At 64.0% G+C, this 5,883-nt stretch carries 9 protein-coding genes; 5 read left to right on the top strand and 4 right to left on the bottom strand.

The window, feature by feature from the left end; genetic code table 11:
* Positions 1-249: 249 nt before the first annotated feature.
* The 5 genes from KAK09_RS18250 to KAK09_RS18230 all read left to right on the top strand — a co-directional run bounded on the left by KAK09_RS18250 (position 250) and on the right by KAK09_RS18230 (position 2,196).
* Positions 250-450: a DUF6900 domain-containing protein gene (locus tag KAK09_RS18250; protein WP_210880356.1), complete on the top strand. Its 201-nt coding sequence runs from the start codon at positions 250-252 to the stop codon at positions 448-450.
* Between the two features lie 14 nt (positions 451-464).
* A complete protein-coding gene (locus KAK09_RS18245) occupies positions 465-677 on the top strand; it encodes a hypothetical protein (protein WP_210880058.1) in 213 nt (70 codons plus the stop codon).
* Between the two features lie 23 nt (positions 678-700).
* The gene (locus tag KAK09_RS18240; RefSeq protein WP_210880355.1) at positions 701-1,057 is read left to right on the top strand and encodes a hypothetical protein; all 357 of its coding nucleotides are present in this window, start codon (positions 701-703) and stop codon (positions 1,055-1,057) included.
* Positions 1,058-1,175: 118 nt separating this feature from the next.
* The gene (locus KAK09_RS18235; protein ID WP_210880354.1) at positions 1,176-1,577 is read left to right on the top strand and encodes a hypothetical protein; all 402 of its coding nucleotides are present in this window, start codon (positions 1,176-1,178) and stop codon (positions 1,575-1,577) included.
* A 37-nt stretch (positions 1,578-1,614) separates the two neighbouring features.
* Positions 1,615-2,196: a DUF3489 domain-containing protein gene (locus KAK09_RS18230; protein ID WP_210880353.1), complete on the top strand. Its 582-nt coding sequence runs from the start codon at positions 1,615-1,617 to the stop codon at positions 2,194-2,196.
* Positions 2,197-2,206: 10 nt separating this feature from the next.
* Here the strand turns inward: KAK09_RS18230 and KAK09_RS18225 are convergent, their stop codons facing one another.
* From KAK09_RS18225 to KAK09_RS18210, 4 genes are read right to left on the bottom strand one after another with little or no spacing between them, the layout of a single operon-like run.
* Positions 2,207-2,416, bottom strand: a complete 210-nt coding sequence (locus KAK09_RS18225) for a DUF7220 family protein (protein WP_210880352.1) — start codon at positions 2,414-2,416, stop codon at positions 2,207-2,209.
* Positions 2,413-2,922: a hypothetical protein gene (locus tag KAK09_RS18220; protein ID WP_210880351.1), complete on the bottom strand. Its 510-nt coding sequence runs from the start codon at positions 2,920-2,922 to the stop codon at positions 2,413-2,415. The genes KAK09_RS18225 and KAK09_RS18220 overlap by 4 nt, the downstream gene beginning before the upstream one ends.
* The gene (locus KAK09_RS18215) at positions 2,919-4,286 is read right to left on the bottom strand and encodes a site-specific DNA-methyltransferase (protein WP_210880350.1); all 1,368 of its coding nucleotides are present in this window, start codon (positions 4,284-4,286) and stop codon (positions 2,919-2,921) included. The genes KAK09_RS18220 and KAK09_RS18215 overlap by 4 nt, the downstream gene beginning before the upstream one ends.
* On the bottom strand, positions 4,283-5,542 hold the full coding sequence (locus KAK09_RS18210; RefSeq protein WP_210880349.1) for a site-specific DNA-methyltransferase: 1,260 nt from the start codon (positions 5,540-5,542) through the stop codon (positions 4,283-4,285). The genes KAK09_RS18215 and KAK09_RS18210 overlap by 4 nt, the downstream gene beginning before the upstream one ends.
* Positions 5,543-5,883 lie beyond the last annotated feature (341 nt).

Genomic DNA, 5,883 nt, shown 5'->3' with positions numbered 1-5,883 from the left:
AGCGGCCATCGGCGCGCGCTGCCTCAACCGCTTCACCGCCCTTGGCATGCCCCACAGCATCAGGATCGCGTGAAACAGCCAGGGAAAGGGTCGCAGCAACCTCAATAGATTCCATGCAACAACGCCTTGACGGAGCCTCAAGATATTGTAATTAAACGGAAATGATCGTCTTATTCAGTTGATTACACTTGCCGCTAGAGCGATTCTGGGTGCAAGAAAACGATGCAACTCAGCCCTGGAGACGACGCTATGACAGCCAAGACCGCCCCCGCCGAAGCCCCCAGCGAAGCCCTGCTGCTGGAGATCGCAACCCGGCATTTCCACAGCATCGAGACGCTGGAGACCCGGAACAGCGACCGACTGGACTTCCACGATGTCGCGGTCTGGGCGATCCGGGCCGCCTTGGCAGAGGCCTATGCCGCGGGCCTCGCGGCCGCCGCGAAGCGCTGAAGGAGGGCAGGGACATGACCATCGCCATCCCTTCCGACACGACCCGCATCTTCATCGACCGCGCCCGCTTTGTTCAGGCCATGACCACCGCCGCGCTGCAGGGCCACCTCAATGACCGGAGCCTGAACGCCGAGGTCTTCGAGATGGCAGGCCGGATCGGGATCGACTGCCTGACCGTTGAGCTGGCCGATGTCGTGCCGGTCCTGCAACAGCACGGGTTGATTTGAAACGCCTTGGAAGTAGCAGCTCCATGACCCCCAACTGCCTGCCCGAGGGCGAGGCCCTCGCCGACGTTGCCCGCCGCGAATGTGCTATCGGGTTTGACCTGCGGTTCTGCCGCAGCGTGGCCACCAGCCCCGACGACCGTGACGCCGAGACCGGCGACCCGACCGAGGCGGAATTCGCCACGCTTTACGCCCTTACCGACCTTGGCGAGGCCATCGCAATCCACGATGCCAGCCTGACCAGCACCGGGGCCGACGAGGTCGCCGCCATCGCGCGCGCGCTGTTCGTCGCCATCGTCAATGCGCGGCGCGACCCGCCCGATGCCGCCCAGAGACATGAAGCGGAGCAGACCACGCTGATCGATCCGGACCGGATTTCCTGATCCAACCCGGCGCGATTAGAAAGCACTGATATTGCTCAGAATTGTCTACGTTAATCGGCCCGCCGGAGCGATGGTTGTCGCACGGAAACGATGCAACTCACCCCACGGAGCCACTGCCATGACCACGCCTGCCATCCTGCCCAGCCGCAACCCCGACCACGGATTCTTCGGCACCCTGACGACCTGCCCGCAGCGCGACCGCCGCAGTGTCGAGGTCTGGGTGCTGGCCTCGACCCTGATCGCCACCGCCATCCGCGCCAATAGCGAAGACGAGATGATCGGGATTCGCGACTTTCTCGACAGTCGGATGGGCCGACATTTTGCTGATGATGTCGTCAGCAACATGGTGGGCTGCAACATCGACTGCGAGACAGCGATCAACTCCGCGATCCGCACTTGGCAGGACTGGCGCATCAGCCGCCAGACCGAGCGCTGCGAGGGCATCCCCGCAGGGCTGCCTTATTTGACCGGCTGGGTGCAGCACTTCGCCGTCGCGGCCGCAATGGTCGAGAGCGACTGATCATCCCCGACACCCCATTCCATGACAGGAGGCCAAGATGCCCAAACTCACTGACACCCAAACCATCGTCCTCAGCCGCGCCGCGACCCGCCCCGGCAATCTGGCCATGCCACTGCCCGAGGGGCTGCATGGCGCCGCCGCCCAGAAGGCGGTCACCGCGATGATCACGCGCGGCTGGCTTGAAGAGGTCGAGGCCAACCTGCGCCGAGGCGAGCCGATGTGGCGCGAAACGGGCGATGGGCACGGCACCACGCTGGTGGTCACCGAGGCCGGGCTGCAAGCCATCGGGATCGAGCCGGTGGTGGCGAGTACAATGACCAACCTGCGCAACGCAAAGCTGGAGCTGGTCACCGGGCCCAAGGATGCGCCCGAAGCTTCCCCGAGCCCTGCCACGCCGAAGCCGGTCGCCATCCGCGCTGGCACCAAACAGGCGGAGATCATCGGCCTCATTCAGCGACCCGAGGGCGCATCCATCGCCGAGATCGTCGAAGCGACGGGCTGGTTGGCGCATTCGGCGAGAGGCCTGATTTCGGGCGGGCTCAAGAAGAAGCTGAACCTGCCGATCACCTCAGAGAAGGTCAAAGGCAGAGGCACCGTGTACAAAATCGAGGCTGCCTGATGCCCTGCTGTTATCGCCAGTGCTCGACCAGCCTGCGCAGCGCGTAGCTGCGCAGGAGCGATATGCCGACAAAGACCCCGCCCAGCGCCAAGCTCTCGCCAATGCTGGGGCGCAGGCCGAACCACGGAAACACAATGATCTGCGTCGCGACAGCGAGCACATAGCCCACCGCCACATTGGTGACGGCTTCGATCAGCGACATGCCGCGCGATTGGGTCACATCACCGGTCCTGTGATCTGAAATTCCTTACGGATGACCTTGGCAGTGTCGGTCGCCTGCAGGTCATTGCGAACGCGTGCTGCAATGCGACCGATATTCACGATGATGCAGGCGCTCTCGTCTGGTGTGACAAGGAGTTCCTCGTATTCGGTGTGGCGCAGGAACTCACACGGGGTCTCAATGTTGAGATGGTCGTCACCCGGACGGATAAGCCAAAGCACTCCTGCGCAATCGTCCGGGGCGTCTATGCTAGCCCGCAGAAACGGTGACAGGTGGTTTTGCACCAGCCTAAATGCGATCGACGGACCAAAGCCAAGTTTGCGCAAGTCCTGTGCGGCAGCAACCGACACCACGTCTCTCCAGCTGTACCAGCGCGCCTTTCCGGGCTTGGGTGTGTTTTCAGGCTGAAAGTCGTTGCGGGATATGGCCTGGTTCAGGACCGCGCGTGTGATCGGGATGATCCGAATGAGGTCAGCGTTTCGCCAGATTGGGGTGTTGATGATCATTGCTGTTTTGTCTCCTTGCCAATGGTGGTCTCGTTGCGATTTTCCAACTGTGCCTTTCGCCCCGCCGCCAGTTCCCATCGCCGCACGGCGACGTCGCAATAGACGGGATCCAGTTCCATCGCGAAGCAGCGCTGCCCAGCGCGTTCGGCGGCGACGATCTGGGTGCCGGAGCCGCAGAACGGTTCATAGATCAGGTCGCCCGGATCCGAGAATGCGGTCAGCACCGCCTCGACCAGCGCGACTGGAAATACGGCTGGGTGCGATCCCGCTGCGCCCAAGCCCCCTTTGTGACGCATGATCCGAAACACGCTGTCGGGAATGCGATGGCTTTGGATCGCGTTGCCGGTGCCGGTTTTGGCGTGGACGCTGCCGTCGGCGCCGCGCAGCCCACCGCCGCCGAGGACCTCGCCCGCGTGCTTCGATGGCACGGTCTTGTGCGGTTTGCGGGGTGTGCGGTTGAAGTGGAAAATGAACTCGTGCGACGGGGCCAGGCGACCGTTCCAGTCGCCCGGCAAACCGGGGCCCTGATCCCAGACATACCAGCCAAAGCGTCGCCAGCCAGAGCCGCGCATCCATTCCACCCATCCTTCCCAATAGGGCTGCCACTCACTGTCGCGGTGCACGAGGCCGAGGTTGACCAGAACCTGCGCGTCGGCGGTGACCGGGGTCGCGGTGAACACGCCCTGCATCAGCGCATCCCAATCACTGACCTTTTCCCTGGCCGCGCCATAATCGCGCTGCTGGGCGTAGGGCGGCGAGGTGAACATCAGCGTGGCCGCCTCATTCTGCATCAGCCTGGCGACAGCGGCTGGGTCGGTGGCATCGCCGCAGCAGAGGCGGTGCGTGCCCAGCGCCCAAATGTCGCCCGGCTTGGTGATGGGTTCGGCGGGTGGATCGGGGATGGCATCAGCCGCATCGTCGGAGATTGCCGGGCGGTCGTCGTCGCCCGCGTGCAGCAGCGCGTCCAGCTCATCCTCGGGGATCCCGATCAGCCCCAGGTCGAAATCCTCGGCCAGGAGGGCCTGCAACTCTTGCAAAAGCAGGGCCTCGTCCCAGCCGCCCATCTCCGTTAATTTGTTGTCGGCGATGCGATAGGCGCGGCGTTGCGCCTCGGTCAGATGGCCCAGCACGATGACCGGGGCTTCAGTCAGCCCAAGGTGGGCCGCCGCCAGGATGCGGCCATGGCCTGCGATCAACTCACCATCGATGGCGACCAGCACCGGCACAGTCCAGCCGAACTCGGCCATGCTGGCGGCGATCTTGGCGACCTGATCGGCGTCGTGGGTCTTGGCGTTGCGGGCGTAGGGTTTCAAGCGGGCAAGGGGCCAGTGTTCGATCCGGCCCGGCAGGAGGGGCGCATTCATGCCGCGGGCCTTTTCGCCTTCAGCTCGGCGAAGGTTTCACCGGTGTCGGCCAGCACGGCATTGGCACCGGTAAACTGCTGCCAGCGCTCGATGGCCACGTCGACATAGGCCGGGTTCAGTTCCACACCGAAACAGATGCGCCCCGTGGTTTCCGCCGCGATCAGCGTGGTGCCGGATCCCATGAAGGGTTCAAACACGGCTTGGCCGGGGCTGGAGTTATTCAGGATCGGGCGGCGCATGCATTCCACCGGCTTCTGCGTGCCGTGCACGGTTGCAGCATCCTGGTCCTTGCCGGAGATGTGCCACAGCGTCGTCTGCTTCCGGTCGCCAGACCAGTGGCCCTTGCCCCTGGCGCGCACGGCATACCAGCAGGGTTCATGCTGCCAGTGGTAATCGCCGCGGCTGAGCACCAGCCGATCCTTGGCCCAGATGATTTGCGAGCGGATGGCGAAGCCGGAATTCGCCAGACTATCCGCCACAGTCGCTGCGTGCAGCGCGCCGTGCCAGACATAGGCGACGTCGCCCGGGAACAGCGCCCATGCCTCGCGCCAATCGGCGCGGTCATCGTTCAGCACCTTGCCGGTGCGCTTCGTCTTCGCGGCTCCGGCCTGGTTGCGCCAGGATGGGTCATACTCGACGCCATAGGGCGGGTCGGTGACCATCAGCAGTGGCTTCACATCACCCAACAGCCGCCCAACGACATCAGCGGATGTGCTGTCGCCGCAGATCAGCCGGTGCGACCCAAGCTGCCAGAGATCACCGACAACCGAGACCGGCGTGACCGGCGGCTCGGGAATGTCATCCTCGCCTTCGACAGCACCACCTTCGACCTGATCCGGATCGCGCAGCAGCGCATCCAGATCCTCGTCCGCAATCCCCAGCAGCGATAGGTCGAAATCCTCAGCTAGCAGTCCCGCGATCTCGTCGCGCAGCATCGCCTCATCCCACTCGCCCAACTCGGTCAGTTTGTTGTCGGCGATGCGATAGGCCCGGCGCTCGGCCTCGTCGAGATGGCTGAGCCGGATCACCGGCACGTCCTTCAGCCCCAGCATGGCGGCCGCCAGCACCCGGCCATGCCCGGCGATCAGCTCGCCATCGTCGGCCACCATGCAGGGCACGGTCCAGCCGAACTTCGCCATGCTGGCGGCGATCTTGGCGACCTGGTCTGTGCCGTGGATCTTGGCATTGCGGGCATAGGGCCGCAGCCGTTCGATCGGCCACGTCTCAATCTCGCTTGGCGCGAAGACAAGGTCCATCGGGTGGCTTCCATGTGGGGCAGGGCGGGCCGATGCGCGTGGCGCGATGCCAGCGTCAGGATTGGGGTCCGCGATGTCGGGAAATGAGACACGCCCGCGAGGGGTGTCCTGCGGGCGCAAATCTTCGATGATCAAGGGGTAGGTCAAGGGGGGCAGCTTTGTCAAACGAAAAATGCACCTGGATTCAATGGCTTCGCAGCAGGTGGCTTCCGCTGGTGATGGAGTGGATGCCTCCCTCCCCTACGGCATCGCAATGTGCCAAGCTTTGGGCGCTGAAACCAAGCAAATCGAAGGAGGCATCCGTGAAAGAAGTTACCATCATTGGCGTCGATCTGGCAAAG

It is taken from the genome of Roseovarius autotrophicus (genome assembly GCF_018069895.1).
GTDB lineage: Bacteria > Pseudomonadota > Alphaproteobacteria > Rhodobacterales > Rhodobacteraceae > Roseovarius > Roseovarius autotrophicus.
This window is presented reverse-complemented; position numbering and strand designations above follow the sequence as displayed.